The sequence below is a fragment of the Rhodococcus sp. NPDC006774 genome (assembly GCF_040636045.1).
GTDB lineage: Bacteria > Actinomycetota > Actinomycetes > Mycobacteriales > Mycobacteriaceae > Rhodococcoides.
Genome location: NZ_JBEYIW010000014.1, coordinates 60,876 through 75,460, shown reverse-complemented (window position 1 = coordinate 75,460; position 14,585 = coordinate 60,876). Strand labels below are relative to the sequence as shown.

At 63.8% G+C, this 14,585-nt stretch carries 16 protein-coding genes; 6 read left to right on the top strand and 10 right to left on the bottom strand.

The window, feature by feature from the left end; all coding sequences use genetic code 11:
- Positions 1 to 52: 52 nt before the first annotated feature.
- The 3 genes from ABZ677_RS20045 to ABZ677_RS20035 all read left to right on the top strand — a co-directional run bounded on the left by ABZ677_RS20045 (position 53) and on the right by ABZ677_RS20035 (position 2,344).
- The gene (locus ABZ677_RS20045; protein WP_358372539.1) at positions 53 to 223 is read left to right on the top strand and encodes a hypothetical protein; all 171 of its coding nucleotides are present in this window, start codon (positions 53 to 55) and stop codon (positions 221 to 223) included.
- Between the two features lie 83 nt (positions 224 to 306).
- Positions 307 to 1,335 (top strand): LLM class flavin-dependent oxidoreductase, encoded by a 1,029-nt coding sequence (locus ABZ677_RS20040; protein WP_094741630.1) that lies wholly within the window; start codon positions 307 to 309, stop codon positions 1,333 to 1,335.
- Between the two features lie 115 nt (positions 1,336 to 1,450).
- Positions 1,451 to 2,344, top strand: coding sequence for a universal stress protein (locus ABZ677_RS20035; protein WP_358372536.1), 894 nt, complete (start codon positions 1,451 to 1,453; stop codon positions 2,342 to 2,344).
- Positions 2,345 to 2,353: 9 nt separating this feature from the next.
- Here the strand turns inward: ABZ677_RS20035 and ABZ677_RS20030 are convergent, their stop codons facing one another.
- Positions 2,354 to 3,061 (bottom strand): enoyl-CoA hydratase/isomerase family protein, encoded by a 708-nt coding sequence (locus tag ABZ677_RS20030; protein ID WP_358372533.1) that lies wholly within the window; start codon positions 3,059 to 3,061, stop codon positions 2,354 to 2,356.
- Between the two features lie 59 nt (positions 3,062 to 3,120).
- Positions 3,121 to 4,239, bottom strand: coding sequence for a hypothetical protein (locus ABZ677_RS20025; protein ID WP_358372530.1), 1,119 nt, complete (start codon positions 4,237 to 4,239; stop codon positions 3,121 to 3,123).
- Positions 4,240 to 4,361: 122 nt separating this feature from the next.
- Here ABZ677_RS20025 and ABZ677_RS20020 point away from each other — a divergent pair, with 122 nt between their 5' ends.
- Complete coding sequence (locus tag ABZ677_RS20020) at positions 4,362 to 4,643, top strand: Rho termination factor N-terminal domain-containing protein (protein WP_037193228.1); 282 nt, start codon at positions 4,362 to 4,364, stop codon at positions 4,641 to 4,643.
- A gap of 1 nt (position 4,644) precedes the next feature.
- Here ABZ677_RS20020 and ABZ677_RS20015 read toward each other — a convergent pair whose 3' ends face one another.
- The 3 genes from ABZ677_RS20015 to ABZ677_RS20005 are packed head-to-tail and all read right to left on the bottom strand — an operon-like array spanning position 4,645 to position 7,837.
- A complete protein-coding gene (locus ABZ677_RS20015; RefSeq protein WP_358372526.1) occupies positions 4,645 to 5,133 on the bottom strand; it encodes an SRPBCC family protein in 489 nt (162 codons plus the stop codon).
- 20 nt (positions 5,134 to 5,153) lie between these two features.
- A complete protein-coding gene (locus ABZ677_RS20010; RefSeq protein ID WP_358372523.1) occupies positions 5,154 to 6,107 on the bottom strand; it encodes an ABC transporter substrate-binding protein in 954 nt (317 codons plus the stop codon).
- A gap of 41 nt (positions 6,108 to 6,148) precedes the next feature.
- Entirely contained in the window at positions 6,149 to 7,837 is a 1,689-nt protein-coding gene (locus tag ABZ677_RS20005; RefSeq protein WP_358372520.1) for a nitroreductase family deazaflavin-dependent oxidoreductase, read from the bottom strand.
- Positions 7,838 to 7,956: 119 nt separating this feature from the next.
- Between ABZ677_RS20005 and ABZ677_RS20000 the strand changes: the two genes are divergently transcribed.
- Both ABZ677_RS20000 and ABZ677_RS19995 read left to right on the top strand, forming a co-directional pair.
- On the top strand, positions 7,957 to 8,544 hold the full coding sequence (locus ABZ677_RS20000; protein WP_230596355.1) for a TetR/AcrR family transcriptional regulator: 588 nt from the start codon (positions 7,957 to 7,959) through the stop codon (positions 8,542 to 8,544).
- A gap of 98 nt (positions 8,545 to 8,642) precedes the next feature.
- The gene (locus ABZ677_RS19995) at positions 8,643 to 10,262 is read left to right on the top strand and encodes an MFS transporter (RefSeq protein ID WP_358372517.1); all 1,620 of its coding nucleotides are present in this window, start codon (positions 8,643 to 8,645) and stop codon (positions 10,260 to 10,262) included.
- Here ABZ677_RS19995 and ABZ677_RS19990 read toward each other — a convergent pair.
- The 5 genes from ABZ677_RS19990 to ABZ677_RS19970 all read right to left on the bottom strand — a co-directional run bounded on the left by ABZ677_RS19990 (position 10,255) and on the right by ABZ677_RS19970 (position 14,575).
- Entirely contained in the window at positions 10,255 to 11,151 is an 897-nt protein-coding gene (locus tag ABZ677_RS19990; protein ID WP_358372514.1) for an SDR family oxidoreductase, read from the bottom strand. The genes ABZ677_RS19995 and ABZ677_RS19990 overlap by 8 nt on opposite strands.
- 154 nt (positions 11,152 to 11,305) lie before the next feature.
- Positions 11,306 to 11,668 carry an STAS domain-containing protein gene (locus ABZ677_RS19985; protein WP_358372511.1) on the bottom strand — a complete coding sequence of 121 codons (363 nt, stop codon included), beginning with the start codon at positions 11,666 to 11,668 and terminating at the stop codon, positions 11,306 to 11,308.
- A 193-nt stretch (positions 11,669 to 11,861) separates the two neighbouring features.
- Positions 11,862 to 12,791 carry an aldo/keto reductase gene (locus ABZ677_RS19980; RefSeq protein WP_358372508.1) on the bottom strand — a complete coding sequence of 310 codons (930 nt, stop codon included), beginning with the start codon at positions 12,789 to 12,791 and terminating at the stop codon, positions 11,862 to 11,864.
- Between the two features lie 5 nt (positions 12,792 to 12,796).
- Positions 12,797 to 13,327, bottom strand: a complete 531-nt coding sequence (locus ABZ677_RS19975) for a giguanylate cyclase (protein ID WP_358372602.1) — start codon at positions 13,325 to 13,327, stop codon at positions 12,797 to 12,799.
- 162 nt (positions 13,328 to 13,489) lie between these two features.
- The gene (locus ABZ677_RS19970) at positions 13,490 to 14,575 is read right to left on the bottom strand and encodes a glycosyltransferase family 4 protein (protein WP_358372505.1); all 1,086 of its coding nucleotides are present in this window, start codon (positions 14,573 to 14,575) and stop codon (positions 13,490 to 13,492) included.
- Between the last annotated feature and the right edge of the window lie 10 nt (positions 14,576 to 14,585).

Below are 14,585 nucleotides of genomic sequence, written 5' to 3'. Positions count from 1 at the left end.
GGAATGTGCTCTGTTCGCGGCCGTGGTCCGACACCTCGGTACGGTGTCGGACATGGACGGTTTCGAGATCGGCGACGGTGTTACGACGGTCGATGGACCCATGAGCGGCCTCTACGGAACCGTGGTCTGGTTCTACGAGGAGAAGCAGCAGTTGCTCGTTCGTTTCGGCGCGTCGCAGCAGATGTACTACGCGGCGGAGGAGCTGAAGCGTTGGGGAGAGTAGTCGCCTGCTCGATCTCGCATCGGAATAATTGAATCTTCACTGATGCTGTTGCAAGCGACCATCCCGACTCGAAAGGTCCCACCATGCATCTGGGCGTCGACAGCTTCGTCTCTTCCGTGACCGATCCGACCGACGGCCGGGTGATCGCTCCCGAGGAGCGAATGGGTCACCTGCTGGAGGAGATCGCCCTCGCGGATCAGGTCGGGCTCTATTCGTTCGGCATCGGCGAGCATCACCGCAGTGAGTACTACGACTCGGCTCCGTCGATCATTCTCGCCGCGGCAGCCGCGCGCACCGAGAACATCCGACTCGGCAGCGCAGTCAAGGTACTCAGCGCCGACGATCCGGTTCGGGTCTTCCAGGAGTTCGCCACTCTCGACCTGATCTCCAAGGGCCGGATCGACCTGGTCGTGGGACGCGGATCCTTCACCGAGTCGTTCCCGCTGTTCGGACTCGATCTGGCCGATTACGACTCGCTCTTCGCCGAGAAGCTCGACCTCTTGCTGCAGATCCGGGACAACGTCGAGGTGACCTGGTCCGGTCGGCACCGCCCGGCGCTGAACCGTCAGGGCATCTACCCACGTCCGTTGCAAGATCCGTTACCGATCTGGGTCGGTGTCGGTGGGACTCCCGAGTCCTTCGCTCGCGCAGGGCTTCTGGGGCTCCCACTGATGATCGCCATCATCGGCGGCGAACCACGACAGTTCGCTCCGCTCGTCGATCTGTACCGGCGCGCCGGAGCCCAAGCGGGTCACCCTCCGGAGAAACTGAAGGTGGGTCTGCACGTGTTCGGCTTCGTCGCCGAGACCACACAGGCTGCGGCAGACACGATCTACCCCGGCTGGAACGAGATGTTCACCAAGATCTCTCGGGAGCGTGGATTCGCCCGACCGAGCAGGCAACAGTTCGACGCCACTTCCGGTCCGAACGGCGCGTTCTTCATGGGAGATCCGAAGACGGTGGCCGACAAGATTCTGCGAGTGAGCGAACAACTGGGCGGTGTGGACCGACTGTCGTTGCAGATGACAAATCCGCGGCTGGCCCACAGCGACCTTCTGCGCGGCATCGAACTACTCGGCACCGAAGTCGCACCTCTGGTTGCTCCGGCATAGCCGTTCCGACCCGAAGTGCCCGCAATCACGGTGGCCAAATGCCCTAGTGGGCCGTGGACGAAGCGTCGATCGTAGAAGACGACGCAGAACACCGTCTTCGGCCAACGGAGGAACGATGGACCACACGATCGCGGCAACCACATTCGACGGACCGCTCGCGGTCGTGGTCGACGGCTCGCCCACGGACAAGGGGGTGGCCGAATGGGCGGCGCATTTCGCCGGGGCGGCCTCGACATCGGTGCGCCTCGTCCACGGTGCACCGAAAGACGAGTGGAGTGCGGCCGTCGCCGCCGAGCTGAACACCACCGACTTCCCGACGCGTCTGCGGCAGGAGGGCGAAGGCGTACTCGCTCGCGCTGTTGAGGTGGTGCACGGAGTCGATCCCCAGGTGGCGGTCGAATCGGAGGTATCGGAGCTGTCGGCTGCACGTATGGCCAAGACGCTCTCCGCGGACGCGGCGATGCTCGTCGTCGGCGCATGCGAGTCGGGTCCACTGCGCGACATCGTCTTCGGGTATTCGCCGACGGCAATCGTCAACGCCGCGACCTGCCCGGTGCTGGTGTGGCACGAACGTCGTGACTCGGGATCCGAACCGGCGCCCGTCGCAGTGGGGGTCGATGGATCAGAGCCGTCGAAGCGCGCACTGTCGGCAGCATTCGAGCTTGCGAGCATCCTGGATGCAGAGCTGCTCGCCGTCCACGTGGGTGCCGTGCACGAGACCGACCAACTCGACTACGGCACCTCCGTCGACTGGCAGCACCTTCGTGAGGCGGAAAGACGGTGGTTGCAGGCCAACGTCGATGCCTATCGAGACAAGTATCCGTCGGTGCCGGTCCGGGCAGTGTCCGTCGGTGCCTCGGCGGCACACGAACTTCGGTCGATCTCCGCTACGTCTCAGGTGTTGGTCGTGGGAAGCCGTGGCCGAAATCGCTTCACCGCAGCGATATTGGGATCAGTGAGCCAGAACTTGGTGCATCACGCCGAATGTCCGGTGCTCGTGGTGCACTGACGGCGTCACCTAGTTCGAGGCCCATTCCATTTCGTCGACGCCTGCGACAGGCGTCAGCAGGGAACGGATCTCACCGGCGTACATGGTGCGTTTGATCTCGCCCAGAACGTCGCCACGAGTTCCGGCCAGGTCGCCGGCGCGGGCGACGGCGTCGTCGAGCAGTGAATCGGCGGCCGACACGGCATCGACCAAACCGAGTGCCATGGCGTCGCGTCCGCCGTAGCGGCGGCCGGTGGTGAGTGCCTCGTGGAAGGCGTGCGGTGCCAGCCTCGCTCGCACCATGTCGACGGTTCCCGGGCTGTAGGTCGCCCCGATGTTGACACCGGGGAAGCACAGGAAGCCGCGATCGGACCGCATGATTCGGTGGTCGTGAGCCATCACGAAGAATGCGGCACCACCGAACGTGTGTCCCTGCATGGCCGCGACCGTTTGCATCGGAAGTGTCAGAAAGCGCACCAACATCTCTTGCACGGTGCCGATGAACCGGTTGATCTGGTCGAGGTTCTCGGCACCCCACGACAGGTCCACTCCGGTGGAGAAGTACTTGCCCGTCGCTGTTGTGACGAGCGCAGCAGCACCGGAACTGGCCTCGACCTCGTCGAGCAGAGTGTTGATCTCGGCAACCCAATCCGGGCTGATGCGATTTTCGGTGTCGTCGACACCTCGACTTCCGAGGTTCAGGACGAAGACATCGGCAACGCGTTCGAGGTATGGCATATCCCGAACGTACCCACATCTTGTTGTTCTCACTCACAACGCCGAGGGTTCGTCGGTGGTTACGAAGACGCGGTAGCCGACTCTCGACGAATGAGTTCGCGGTGACCGTAGGTGGCGCCGAGGATGTCCTCGCGATCTGCCACGGAGGAGCCGACCGCGCCTGCCACCGTGCCCAGCGAAGCGGCAAGCCATGCCAGGGCGAAGTAGTCGCCGAGAGTCGCGTCGCGACCGATCTGCGCGGTCAGGAAGTCCGGTGAAATGACCACTGCTGCCGAGAACAGTACGACCGCGAACAGCAGCGCGTACATGCAGAGCGCACCGGTCAGGACCGTTCCGAGGGTGGCTGCGTTGTACATCCAGCGATCGATCGTCGAGCTTCGGAACGAGCGTTTTTCCCACAGCCCATTGGGAAAGATGACCCACACCGTCATGGCCATCACCGCGGTGACTCCGATCATCGCCAGTCGTCCGAGGCTCATCGACGCTGCCATCTGCCAGATGCTCGCGTAGAACACGCCGAAGGCGGACGCCGCGCTCGCGGCAGCAAGCGCACCCGACAACGTGGGAACCAATCTCCACGGGCGATTACACCGAATCATCCCTGATACCAACCTGGTTCGGCCGAACATGCTCGACGTCAGCAGAACTTCGGCACCTTCCCCGGAATCGCTCGGAGCCCAGCGAGACCGAGAGTATCTTCGCGGCTGCCGAGAGGGGTCGTCGGCTTCGATCAACTCGTGCAACACCGCGAGAGCGGCGGTGACGGCGCGTCGCCGGACCGCAAGCGTTCCGAAAGAGGGCACGTACAGCGCGCCTGTCGTGCCACCGCGAATCTCGGCGATCACCGGGCGCGACCCGAGACGGCGAGGTACTTCCGACACACACAACACGATGTCGTAGTTGTCGGTGGCTTGCACCGATGCCAGCCACTGACCGAGTGGGGCGGCACCGGTCGCGGTGGGTGGGAGGGGAACCGACGCTCCGGACACCCGTAGTTCCCGCCGGTGCCCGTCGATCATCGCGTGGTCGGGCAACTTGTCGATGATGGCGGACGCGACGGTCGACGCGAAGCCGTCGTCACTGACCACGCCCACCGAGAGCGGTGAATCGTCTGCGTCGGTGGTGTCGTGGTGGCCGGTGTTGTCTCGGCCCGCAGAGGCCGATCGATCGAAGTGCATCTCGATCGCTTACCCGATGACGCTCGGTGCACACCACTCGTCTGCCGCGGAACGAGGTTTGTCGTCGTGCAGACCGGGTAGCGCATTCGATAAGTCGATGCAGTCCAGCGAGAGGAAGTTCGATGCCGGCGAAGAAGAACGAAACCGGGGACCAGCCGCAACTGAAGGATCAGGCCCTGTACGAGAAGCTTCGAGAAGAGGGCAACTCGAAGGAGAAGGCTGCTCGAATCTCGAACGCGGCCGCGAAGGAGGGCAGGGATCAGATCGGTGAGAAGGGAGGGAAGTCCGGATCCTACGAGGACTGGACCGTGGACGAATTGACCGACAGGGCCAAAGAACTGGGCCTCGAGGGTTACTCGAAACTGAAGAAGGAGGAGCTCATCGACGCGCTCCGACACCATTGATTCACTGCGGGCGCAGCGACGAATAGTACTCCTGCTGGGATGGGTAGTAGTCGTCGAAACTCGGGAGTGGGTCGCCGTTTCCGGCCGCGACGAACATGTCCAGGTAGTACTCCCACCCCGGTCCGATCTCTCCCAGACCGTCCGTGCTCGTGCAGCTGTGTACGAGCATCAGAACGGTCCCAGGGCCTCTCTCGGTCAGACGGACCTCGAGAGGCCACTGGCCCTCGCCGGTCATCCGCACTGCCAGGAGGCCCGGCGGCTCACACGCGTCGATGATCATGTCCGACGCGGGCGCATCCTCCTCGAATGCCATCGTGACGCGAACGGTGTTGTGCGAGATCCGCTCCCACGGACCGAACCACAGTGCCGTCCGGGACGATTCGGTGAGGCGTGCCCATACGTCCTCACGTGGTGCCGAGATGGTGCGGCTCAATTCGAGGGCGAAGCCGGTGTCGGTGGTTCTCAGTGTGCCCAGGGGAGTCGGTGCCATCGAGTGATTATGCATCTCGGTCAGCTCCGGGCGTAGAGCTTCTCCACCAGGCCGAGGGTCCACAGCGCGGTCAGTGGTCCACCGTCGTTGGTGAACTTGTCGGTCCGCACGATGCGGTCGTCTCTCACGGCAGGCAGTCCACTCCAGAGCGGATTGGCGTTCATGGCCTGCAGGTCCTGCTCCGAGGTGATCGAGGCAATCATGGCCACTGCGTCGGATGCGGCAGTGACGTTCTCCGGGCCGTACTCGATTTCGGGGTCGGCGTCGTTCCAGGCGGAAGCGAAGCGGGCTCCCACGTCTTCGAGCACGATGGAGGTCACCCGGTCGCGTCCTATCGAGATCCCACCTTCCTCGGACGTACTGATCGGCAGGACCGCGGTGTTCGCGATCGCGTCGGCATACTGCAACATGAGCTCGTCGACGCGAGAGGTGTACTCGCTCAGTATCGTTTCCGCCTCGTCCCGAAGATTCAGTGCCGCGCCGATCGTTGTGACGTCCTGCTGCCAGCTGACTCCGGTGCCGGTGGAGCCCACCGGCAGTACCGGCGCAATTTCGCTGAGCTGGTCGTATATCTCCTCGACTACTTCGTCGCGACCGATGATCAAGTCCGGTTCCACTCGGGCAATTGCTTCGAGATCGACCGTGTTTCGGGGGTAGAGCTCTGGCACTCCGTCTGCAAGCAGCATCCTGGTGGGCTCGGTCAGTGGACCGGGAATTTCCGGCGGAGCCTCGGTTTCCACCGGAATCCCGACGATGGGCAAGTCGAACGCCAGGGCGATGTCCAGGTCGCGTCGTCCGTCGATGACGACGACCGACTCGATTCGATCCGGTACCTCGACGGTGCCGAACTGCGTGGTGGCCGAATGGGTCGCGGAGTTCGTGGCCGCCCGTTCGGTGTCGACACCACAAGCCGAGAGCAGAGATGCAACCAGGAACGCGCCGAGGGAGACGGACAAGTGGGGGACTGTCTTCACGACTTAAGTAAACCAAACCTAAGTCGATTGTGAGGAACTGGTCATTCGTCGAACTCGATGCGGACCGAGATCGGGTCGGTCTGGAGCGCTCGGAAGCCGGCTCCGATGATGCGTCCGAGGAGGGGATTGCCGGAGAACGACCTCGCTCTGACGACGACGTCGTCGTCGGGTACGAATGTGGCTGTGCCGCTGCGCCACTGGTTGCCCACTCGAATCCGGATTCCCGGTATGTTCGCGATATTGGCACCCCAACCGGACCTGGTGCCGTGCTGCGATACCAGCCACGCACCGGAATCGTCGAATGCCGCCGACACCGGCACGCGACGGGCGAGCCCGGTCTTGCGTCCCACGGTCTCGAGGTCGGTCACCAGGGAGGTCGTCACTCCCAGGGACGTCAATCCGTTCACGATGGGATTGGCGAGGTACTTCCCGATCAAGCGCTCGCGGCGGAACTTCGTCACGGCAGCAGATGTGTCCGTCCGAGCGGCACCTCGGCGGTTGCGGAACGCGTCCCAGCCGTTGCGCTGCATCATCGTGGCGGCAGTCTTCCACGCCGGACGGCTCGAATTCGGCTGCCGTCCAGCGCCGATGAGCTGCAATTGGTCGGTGTGCCACTGCAGATCGAGTGCGCCGTTGATCTGCTTGAACGCGCTGGACTTCGACGGGACGCGAAGAGCCACGCGCGGCGACTCGACACGATCCAGCGTGCCGTCGACCAGAGAGTTCGCGACGGCCGGGGCGAGGGCAGTCGGACGGCCGAGGCCGACCATGTCGCACTCACCCGACTGCACTGCCGCATTCATCACCGAGCGGGTGCGGAAGCCGCCGGTGACCGCCAGCGGCACGGTTCCTGCCGCGTCGCGCACCGTCCGCGCGTACTCCAGAAAGTACGCCTCACGATCGCGGGTGCTCGCAGTGCCCATCATCGCGGGTGATTCGTAACTGCCACCGCTGATTTCGATGAGATCGATGGATTCCCGAACGAGATGCTCGACGGTGATGCGTGATTCTTCCTCGCTGAAGCCGCCGCGTTGGAAGTCCGCGGAATTGAGTTTGATTCCCACTGCGAAACTCGGGGACACCGCTGCTCTGATTGCGCGGACGACTTCGAGTACGAATCGCATCCGTCCGTCGAGGTCGCCGCCCCAGGCGTCGTCGCGTCGATTGGACAGCGGCGACAGGAACTGCGAAACCAGGTATCCGTGCGCCCCGTGGATCTGGACGCCGTCGAAACCGGCCGTCTCGGCCACGGCCGCTGCGGTGGCGAATCGGCCGATGATGTCGCGGATCTCGTTCTCGCTCAACGCCCGCGGTGCCGGAATTCCCGGGATGTTGGGGGCGACCGCGGACGGTGCAACGGGCTTGGTGCGGGTGACGATCGGGTTGGCCTGCCGGCCCGGGTGATTGAGCTGCATCCAGATGGGGGCACCGCCGTCGGACGTTGCTTTCGCCCAACGAGCCAGCGCGTCGCGGTCGCGGTAGTCCTCGATGACGACATTGCCCGGTTCGCCGAGGTGAGATCGGTCGATCATCACGTTGCCGGTCACCACCAGGCCGTAGCCGCCCGCGCCCCACTGGCGGTACAGCGTTTCGAGGCGGGAGTCCGGACCGTGCTCGGCGGTGGACAGTCCTTCGCTGAGAGCTGCCTTCATCACACGATTCGGCAAGATCTGCCCGCAGGCGAGGGTGAGCGGGCTGCTCAGGTCGATCACGTCGGTGTCAGGGGACATGGCGTTTCTCCGGTTCCTGGACTGCGGCTCAAGCTATGATGGACAACATAGATACAGAGGGACTGTAGATGTAACGAGGCGTCACGTCAATCATTGTGGTGTCCTCGGGAGGGGTTTGGATGGCGAATCGAAGCAATGCTCGGGACGACATGTTGCGCAGCGCCGCGCACCTGTTTCGTCGACGCGGCGTGGACGCCACCTCGCTGGCGGACGTCATCGATCATGCGGGCGCGCCGCGCGGGTCGATCTATCACCATTTTCCCCGCGGCAAACCTCAGTTGGTGGAAGAGGCGACCCGTACTGCGGGTGCCGCGATGAGCGCGATGATTTCGGCCGGCCTGGCTTCCGCCGGTCCGTCTGCGACCGTGCGGGCCATTCTGGAGGGATTCCGCAGCGAACTGCTGGCCACGGATTTCGTTGCGGGCTGTCCTGTCGCGCCGGCCGCGCTCGAGGGGCTGCATGCGCCGCAGGCCGTGGCCGCGGCAGGTGAGTCCTTCTCGTCCTGGGAGGACGTGATAGCGGCGTCTCTGTGGCAGCGCGGATTGACTCGCGAGCGGTCTTACGCGTTGGCGACATTCGCGATCGCCGCCATCGAAGGTGCGCTGATCATGGCCAAGGCGCAGCGCTCCACCACGGCGTTGGATCGGACCGAGGGGGAGTTGTCGGCCCTGCTCGAGGCGGTGCTGGAGGCGTCGGCCGGCCGCTGATGCCGGCCAGGACGGGGCGGCAGGTGTTGCTATAACTTCCAGTTACAGCTAACTTCCCTTCAGGAACTATGCCAACTGTCATAGTGGAAGGGATTCCGATGTCGTCATCCACCACCTCCCGTCACCTGGCGGACGTGCCCCAATTCCGTCGGCGATACCTCGCGCTGATCGTGATCTGCGCAGCCGAGCTGCTCGTCGTGCTGGACAACACCGTCGTCAACGTCGCGCTGCCCTCGATGGGACTGCAGCTGCGTGCCGAGATGAGCGGATTGCAGTGGGTGGTCGACGCCTACACGCTGACGTTCGCTGGATTGCTGTTGGCGTTCGGTCACCTCGGCGATCGCTACGGTCGTAAGAAGATCATGGTCGTCGGACTGGCGGGTATTGCGGTGATGTCGGTCGGCGGCGCCGTCGCAGCCGATCTGGGCCAGGTGATCGCGGCCCGAGCGGCTATGGGAGTGTGTGCGGCCGCGGTGTTTCCGGCGACCCTTGCACTGATCATCAACATCTTCACCGACGCCAAGGAGCGAGCGCTGGCCATCGCGGCCTGGACGGCCATGGCCGGGTTCGCCATCGCCATCGGCCCGACGGCTGGTGGATTCCTGCTCGAGCACTTCTCGTGGCATTCGGTGTTCTGGATCAATGTTCCTGTGGCACTGCTCGTTCTGGTGGCTGCGCTGGCCTGCGTGCCGGAGTCCAAAGCAGAGCATGTCGGCAAGTACGACCCCCTGGGCATCGCGCTGTCGTTGGCGGGCATCACCGTGCTGGTCTGGGCGATCATCGAAGCGCCACACAACGGTTGGTTGTCTGCAACGAGCGTCGGAGCCTACCTGGCAGGATCGGCTGCCATCGTCGCTTTCGTCTGGTGGGAACTGCGAACACCGTCTCCGGTGCTCGATTTGAACCTGTTTCGGAACCGGCGATTCTCACTGCCCGCGTTGGCAATTGCCGTGGCGTACTTCAGTATGTTCGGCTTCCTGTTCATGATCACCCAGTATTTCCAGGGGGTGATGGAGTTGACCCCACTGGAGTTCGGCATCCACTCGCTGCCCTTCGCTGTATCCATCGCAATCGGTGCGCCGCTGGCGACGATCGTTGCGCAACGCATCGGAACCACTGCCGTGATCGTCTTCGGGCTGATGGTGATGAGCACCGGAATGTTCATCGCAGGGCAGGTGGAAGTCGAAACGCCTTATCTGGGGCCGGTTCTCGTCTCGATGATTCTGATGGGCCTCGGCTTGGCGATCGTGCAGGGCCCTGCCACCGAGTCGATCATGTCCTCGGTGACGCTCGACGAAGCAGGTGCGGGCTCGGCGGTGAACGACACCACGCGAGAGGTGGGCGGGACGCTCGGGGTAGCCGTGCTCGGGTCGATCGTCGCATCGATCTACACCGCACAGGTGAGTCCGAAGATCGATGCGATACCCGACGCGATCATGGAGCCGTATCAGAAGGCGTTCGCGCGCGAGACGGTCGTCAGCGTGATCGAGATCGTGAAAGCGCCGACCAACCCGATCTTCGCGACACAGAAGGCCGACCTGATCTATGCGATGAAAGCTGCTTGCCTGGAAGGCTTTCAGCTCGCGTCGTTCGTCACCGTCGGAGCCGCTGTCGCATGTGCGCTTGCCGTCGCGCTGTTCCTGCCGTGGCGACGACCCGAGGGAAACGGTGTGCTGCTCGCGTGGCGCGCTGAAGCGGACGGCGACAGGATCAGTTGAAGGGCGTGCCGCCGGTGACCGCGATGGTCTCGCCGGTGATGTAGCTCGATTCGTTCGATGCCAGGAAGACATACGCCGGTGCCAGCTCTGCGGGTTGTCCCGGTCGCCCCAGCGGGACGGTCTCGCCGAACTTCTGGTACTTCTCCACCGGCATCGTCGCGGGGATGAGCGGTGTCCAAATCGGTCCCGGCGCAACAGCATTGACGCGAATTCCACGCTCGGCAAGGTCGCCGGCGAGGCCCTTGGTGAAGGCCACAATTCCTGCCTTGGTCGTGGCGTAATCCATCAATTCCGGAGAAGGATTCGATGCTTGAATCGAGGTGGTGTTGATGATCGTCGATCCTGCGTCCATGATCTCTGCAGCGCGTTTCGAGATCCAGAACAAGGCGTACAGGTTGGTCTTGAGCACCCGATCGAACTGCTCGGTGGTGATGTCGGCTATCCCGCCCATCTGAGCCATCTGGAATGCGGCGTTGTTGACGACGATGTCGAGCCCACCGAGTACCTCTGCTGCGGTGTCGACCAATTGCACGCACTGCGACTCGTCGGTGAGATCGCAGGCGATGGCTCTGCCTGCCCGGCCCGCTCCCTCGATGAGGTCGACAGTGGTCTGCGCGTCAGGACCCTCGGATTCGAGGTGTGCGATGACAACGTCGGCACCCTCGCGTGCAAAGGCAAGTGCAACAGCACGGCCGATACCCGAGTCGCCACCGGTGATCAGTGCTCTGCGGCCGTGCAGACGATCCGATCCACGGTACGAATCCTCACCATGGTCGGGAACGGTGACCATGTCACGGGTCAGTCCTGGGTGCTCGAGACGTCCTTGCTCGGCCCGGTCTGGCATCGGAAACGCGGTTGTCGGGTCGGACTTGCTGAACTGGTCGGACATTGTCGATCCTTGCCTCGGTGTGCGTGAAATGCTCCACGCGGCAAGTCGAACGAGCCGCTTCGGTTCAGTGGAGACGACTCACGGCGAACGTGCCGTCCGGAGTCGCTGTCCTCCTGGGGTTTGCCGAATCGTGCCGACCGCAAACCTCCACCGGTCATGCAGCGCGCGGATCTGCCCCGATGGTCGCCGCGCCCAATGCGTCGAGAACGAGGCGTGCGGGCCGCGTCGGAGCGTAGATCTCGAGCCGGCCTGCACTGCGGGCGGCGGCATCGACGATCACGCATGCTGCCCCCGAGTACATGAAGGTGACCGCTGACAAGTCCAGCAGCACAACCGTTTCGCCGCGCAGAGCGTCGTCGAGCGCCTGCGCGAGATCGGTACGAGCCCCCAGGTCGAGATCGCCCGACGCACGGACGACAGTCAGGCGAGGGGAGTAGAACTCTGTGCCGATGGAGTAATGAGCATTGCCGCGCTCGACGGGGGCGAGGTGAGAATCGAAGTGGTCGGTGACAGTCACGGTGCGAACCTCTCAGTTCGGATGGCCTAGCGACCGACGTGCACGGGGCGAAACCCGAGGGCTACAGGTTCCGGTGCATGCCGTGCGGTAATCCTGACAGCGCAACGTCACCGAACCGAAGCTTGATCATCACGGACCGATAGCTAGTCGGTAACGATAAGGTAACGGAAGATGAGATGCTGCTGAGTGTCGTTCAGGGCAGTGTGTGGCCTGCCGTTCGGAACAGGCGGTACCACTCCTGCCTGGTCAGGCGTAGGTCCGAACCGCCGGCAGCTTCGACGACTCGATCGGGACTCGTGGTGCCGAGCACGACCTGGATGTCGGCCGGGTGCCTGGTGATCCAGGCCGTTGCCACCGCTGACGGGGTGGATCCGTGTGCGTCGGCGATCTCGTCCAGTGCCACATTCAGTTCGGGGTAGTTCTCGCGGTCGCCCACGAACACGCCGGAGGGCGTACCGCTCTGGAACGGTGACCACGCCTGCAGGGTGATTCCACGCGTTCGCGCGTAGTCCAGCAAGCCGTTGTCGCGGTCGATCGATTGATCCTCGGTGCCCATGTTGGCCGTCAGACCCGCCGCGATCAACGGCGAGTGCACGATGCTCAGCTGCACCTGATCGAACAGAATAGGTTGAGTGACAGCAGTTTTCAGCAACTCGATCTGGCCGGGTGTGTGATTGGAGACGCCGAAGCCCAGGACTTTGCCCGACGCGTGCAGGTGATCGAACGCTGCTGCGACCTCATCCGGCTCGACGAGGGTGTCCGGTCGGTGCAGTAGAAGCGTGTCCAGGTACTCGACACCGAGGGCCTCGAGTGACGCCTCGACAGTGGTGACGATGTGTTCCTTGGAGAAGTCGAACCAGCCCTCCCGAATGCCGACCTTGCTCTGAATGCCGATGTGCTCGCGTTGCGACGAAGTCAGGGTGACCGCATCGCCGAATCGCTTCTCGCACGTGTGAGGCGTACCGCCGTAGATATCGGCATGGTCGAACACCGTGACGCCTACGTCGAGAGCGGTGTCCACCAATCGTCTGATCCGGTCGTCGTCCAGATCGGTGATGCGCATGAACCCCAGCACGATGCTCGAGACGTCTGTCCCGGTGTGGGGGAGGGTGAAGGTGTGCATGTCGGTTACTCGAACTCCAGACGCATCGATTGGGTGGTTGCCTGCAGCAGCAGGGCGAAGCCGGTGAAGGAAATGACGATCGGAGCCCACAGGACCACCGCCACGAACGTGTCCACGCCGCGCTCGATCACGATATAGACCGCGACGACCGTGGTTCCGAGCAGGCAGAGAGCAATGTGTGTGGCCAACCGCCACTTGTCGAAGAAGAAGCCGGCAAGCATGCCGATCGGGATGAGGAATGCGCATTTTCCGAGCGTGACCTCGGGTGCGAAATCTGCCGTGATGGTGGCCCCGAAAATTGCGACGTTCGCGATGACGACGAAGGCGAACGCCTGCCCGAGCGTCGGCCACGGACCGAACCACCAGAACGCGCCCATGATGTATGCGGCGATCATGCACGTCCACTGCACTATCGACGGGATCGTCGTCGTGGCTCCGTAGCCGAATGCGAGCTCGAAGGTCACGACGATGGCCATGGCCAAGGCGGCAGCGGAGACGATGCGTTTGACCGCGGTGGTCAACGCGAGGCTGGTCATCACGCCGATACACCATTGATAATGCTCGTTGGATCTCGTCATGGCGCGAGTCACATCAGCCCCCATCGTTCCAATCGGGTCCCGATTGAAACACAGCCGCCTGCGCCGGGGTTCGACTTCGTTCATTTTCCCGCGCGGGTGCTCGCGCGATGGGCATGACTGTCAGCTGATGAGGCGGTGCAGCAAGGCGGGAAGTGTCTCGGCGATGTCGTGGCGGCTTGCAACTCGGTCCCTCGCGGCGTCCCCGAGAGTCCGCCGCCGATCCGAATCGGCCACCACCGTCGAAATGGCGGCCGCGAGGGCTGTGGCGTTGCCGGGCTCGACCAGTATCCCGGCACCGTCGACGAGGAATTCGTGGGTACCGCCGTGATCTGTTCCGATCACCGGCAGCCCGTGCGACATCGCTTCGAGTACCGACAAGGGGCCGGCCTCCGGAGACGTACTGGCCGAAATTACGACGTCCCACCTGCGGAGAGCGGACTGGGCGTCGGTGTGCCCGAGAAACTCGACCCTGCCGCCGAGGTCCGGTTCGGCCGCACGTGCGTGGAGCTCCGATACGTAGTCCCGATCGCCGGGGAAGCTGCCTCCTGCCAGCTCGACTCGGATGTCGGGAAGAGTGGCCACGGCATCGAGGAGAACTCGGTGACCCTTCCACGGTGTCAGCAGAGCCAACATACCGACGACCGGCGGGGTGTGAAGTTCGCCGCCGAAGCGAGGCACCGGCCACGGCACTCCGTTGTGGGATACCACCACGGGAAGGCCGGCCGCGCGGAGCGGAACTGCCGTTGCTTCCGACACCGACACCGCGACACGGACGGCGGGCCGCGCGAATCGAACCACCACCCGCTGCTTGAGCGAGTTCATGGTGTCGTGAACGAGCCACGACGCACCGCGGGTGGGCCTGCACAGTCGTACGACGGGGAGCGCGAACAGCGAGTTGACGACGGTTGCGGTTCCGGGGGCACGCGCGACGGTGCGCACTGCGCGCGCGGCTCCGATCCATCTGCCGACCAGGCGTACGGCGGCGACGACGCGTGCGGCCCCGTGCTCACCTCCGAGGCCCAGCTCGTCGATCCGGATGTGTCGGGTTGCGCTCGGCAGGCGATGCGCCAGTGGTCCCGCGGGGCAGGCGATCACAGTTCTGTGGCCGCGGCGCTCGGCCTCGTCGATCAAATTCAGCAGTACCTTCTCGGCACCGGAGACCTGTCCCGTATGGGCGAGGAAAAGCACGGTCGACTCGTCGGTCATGTGTGGGCCC

Bases quoted from the DNA above. Each gene is read 5' to 3' on its own strand.
- ABZ677_RS20045 (WP_358372539.1), top strand. From the start codon at position 53: ATGGACGGTTTCGAGATCGGCGACGGTGTTACGACGGTCGATGGACCC.
- ABZ677_RS19970 (WP_358372505.1), bottom strand. From the start codon at position 14,575: ATGACCGACGAGTCGACCGTGCTTTTCCTCGCCCATACGGGACAGGTC.
- ABZ677_RS20040 (WP_094741630.1), top strand. From the start codon at position 307: ATGCATCTGGGCGTCGACAGCTTCGTCTCTTCCGTGACCGATCCGACC.
- ABZ677_RS20015 (WP_358372526.1), bottom strand. From the start codon at position 5,133: ATGGCACCGACTCCCCTGGGCACACTGAGAACCACCGACACCGGCTTC.
- ABZ677_RS20025 (WP_358372530.1), bottom strand. From the start codon at position 4,239: ATGCACTTCGATCGATCGGCCTCTGCGGGCCGAGACAACACCGGCCAC.
- ABZ677_RS20000 (WP_230596355.1), top strand. From the start codon at position 7,957: ATGGCGAATCGAAGCAATGCTCGGGACGACATGTTGCGCAGCGCCGCG.
- ABZ677_RS19995 (WP_358372517.1), top strand. From the start codon at position 8,643: ATGTCGTCATCCACCACCTCCCGTCACCTGGCGGACGTGCCCCAATTC.
- ABZ677_RS19980 (WP_358372508.1), bottom strand. From the start codon at position 12,791: ATGCACACCTTCACCCTCCCCCACACCGGGACAGACGTCTCGAGCATC.
- ABZ677_RS20005 (WP_358372520.1), bottom strand. From the start codon at position 7,837: ATGTCCCCTGACACCGACGTGATCGACCTGAGCAGCCCGCTCACCCTC.
- ABZ677_RS19975 (WP_358372602.1), bottom strand. From the start codon at position 13,327: ATGACCAGCCTCGCGTTGACCACCGCGGTCAAACGCATCGTCTCCGCT.
- ABZ677_RS20035 (WP_358372536.1), top strand. From the start codon at position 1,451: ATGGACCACACGATCGCGGCAACCACATTCGACGGACCGCTCGCGGTC.
- ABZ677_RS20030 (WP_358372533.1), bottom strand. From the start codon at position 3,061: ATGCCATACCTCGAACGCGTTGCCGATGTCTTCGTCCTGAACCTCGGA.
- ABZ677_RS19990 (WP_358372514.1), bottom strand. From the start codon at position 11,151: ATGTCCGACCAGTTCAGCAAGTCCGACCCGACAACCGCGTTTCCGATG.
- ABZ677_RS20020 (WP_037193228.1), top strand. From the start codon at position 4,362: ATGCCGGCGAAGAAGAACGAAACCGGGGACCAGCCGCAACTGAAGGAT.